This window comes from bacterium, assembly GCA_036524115.1.
GTDB lineage: Bacteria > JAUVQV01 > JAUVQV01 > JAUVQV01 > DATDCY01 > DATDCY01.
In genome coordinates, this window is sequence record DATDCY010000166.1 from 1 (window position 1) to 1,962 (window position 1,962).

General features: G+C 72.2%; 2 protein-coding genes. Both read left to right on the forward strand.

Features of this window, described 5'->3' with window-relative positions:
* On the forward strand, positions 1-1,263 hold a 1,263-nt coding region (locus VI078_08055; GenBank protein ID HEY5999239.1), incomplete at its 5' end, for a chemotaxis protein CheA.
* A 17-nt stretch (positions 1,264-1,280) separates the two neighbouring features.
* A complete protein-coding gene (locus VI078_08060) occupies positions 1,281-1,784 on the forward strand; it encodes a chemotaxis protein CheW (protein HEY5999240.1) in 504 nt (167 codons plus the stop codon).
* The last annotated feature ends 178 nt before the right edge of the window (positions 1,785-1,962 follow it).

Here is a 1,962-nt window from a genome sequence, read left to right on the forward strand (position 1 = left end):
GCGGCCGCCCCCGCGCCGGCGCCGGCGGCGCCGGGCGCGGCGGACGAGGATCGCGCCGCCGACGCCTCGCTGACGCTGCGCTCGCTCTCGGAGACCGTCCGCGTCGACATCCGCAAGCTCGACAATCTCATGAACATCGTCGGCGAGCTGGTCATCACCAAGACGACGATCGGGCAGATCAGCCGCGAGCTGGTCGGCCAGGCGGGCCTCGCCGGCGCCGGCGGCGACCTCCAGAAGTCCTCGCGCATCCTCGAGCGCAACCTGCGCGAGCTGCAGCAGGCGGTGATCAACGCGCGCATGGTGCCGGTCGGGCAGGTCTTCTCGCGCCTGAACCGGGTGGTGCGCAAGATCTCGCGGGACTTCGGCAAGCGCGTCGACCTGCGCGTGCACGGGGAGGAGACCGAGCTGGACAAGCTGGTCGTGGAGGACCTCGCCGACCCGCTGCTGCACCTGGTGCGCAACTCCCTCGACCACGGGATCGAGCTGCCCGAGGAGCGCCAGCGGGCGGGCAAGCCCCCGCAGGGGACGATCGAGCTGCGGGCGGAGCAGCGCGGGAACCACATCGTGCTCGAGATCGAGGACGACGGCGCCGGCATTGATCTGGAGCTGGTGCGCGAGACGGCGGTGCGCAAGGGCCTGCTCGCCCCCGGGGACGCCCCGGAGGAGCGCCAGCTGCTGGACCTGCTCTTCCTCCCGAGCTTCTCGACGAAGGGCTCGGCCAGCCAGGTCTCGGGCCGCGGGGTCGGGATGGACATCGTCAAGACGAACGTCGCGCGGCTCGGGGGCATGATCGACATCGAGACCGAGCGCGGCGTCGGGACGCGCTTCACGATCGTGCTGCCGATCACGCTCGCGATCATCCAGGCGCTGCTCGTCGGGGTCGGACGCGAGATGTACGCGATTCCGCTCAACGCGATCCTCGAGAGCAACCGGGTCACGCGCGAACAGGTCCGCACCGTGGAAAAGCGCGAGGTCATCCGGCTGCGCGACGTCACGCTGCCGCTGCTGCGGATCTCCGAGCTCTTCGAGGTCCCGGACGCGGGCCGGAGCGACAAGTTTTACGTCGTCGTCGTCGGGCTCGCCGAGAAGCGGCTCGGGCTGGTGGTCGACTCCCTGCGCGGGCAGCAGGAGGTGGTGATCAAGTCCGTCGGCTCGGTGTTCCGCAACACGCCGGGGGTCGCCGGCGCGACCGAGCTCGGGGACAAGCGGGCGATCCTCGTCCTCGACGTGGGTGCGCTGATCGAGGAAGCGACGCGTCGCTGAGGCGGGAGGTGAGCGGGATGGAAGAGGCGCGGGAGCTCGAGGAGATCGCCGCCGGCGCGGCGGAAGGCGGGCCGCGGGGCGCCGCCGCGGCGTCGGGGCAGGTCGAGCTGCTCGGCTTCCGGCTGGCGGACGAGGAGTACGGGATCGACATCCTCGAGGTCAAGGAGATCATCCGCCTCCAGCCGATCACGGCCGTGCCGCGCTCACCCGCGTGGATCAGGGGGATCGTCACCCTGCGCGGCGTGATCGTGCCGATCTTCGACCTGCGCCGCCGCCTCGGGCTCGCGGAGATCGAACAGGGCGCGGACGCGCGGATCGTGGTCGCCTACCGGGGCGACGAGTTCGCCGGCCTCATCGTCGACCGGATCACCCAGGTCGTGCGCACCTCCGCCGACCGCATCGAGCCGCCGCCGCACACGATCGGCCTGGCCGAAGCCGAGTACCTGCGCGGCGTGGTGCGGCTCGAGGACCGCCTGGTGATCCTGCTCAATCTCGCCCGGGTCCTCGAGGTCGGCACGTGACGCCGGAGGACGGGCGTGAGACGCGCATTATCCGCTGCCCCGCCTGCCAGCGGTACTACCGCGTGGCCGGCGCCGCGCCGGCCGCGGGCACGCGGATGCGTTGCACCAAGTGCGGGAACGTCTTCGCGTTCGGCGCGCCGCCGGCGTCGCCCGCTGCCGCCCGCCCCGCCGCCGCCGC

Excerpts from the sequence above, each read along its gene's own strand:
- VI078_08060 (HEY5999240.1), top strand. The coding sequence starts at position 1,281 with ATGGAAGAGGCGCGGGAGCTCGAGGAGATCGCCGCCGGCGCGGCGGAA.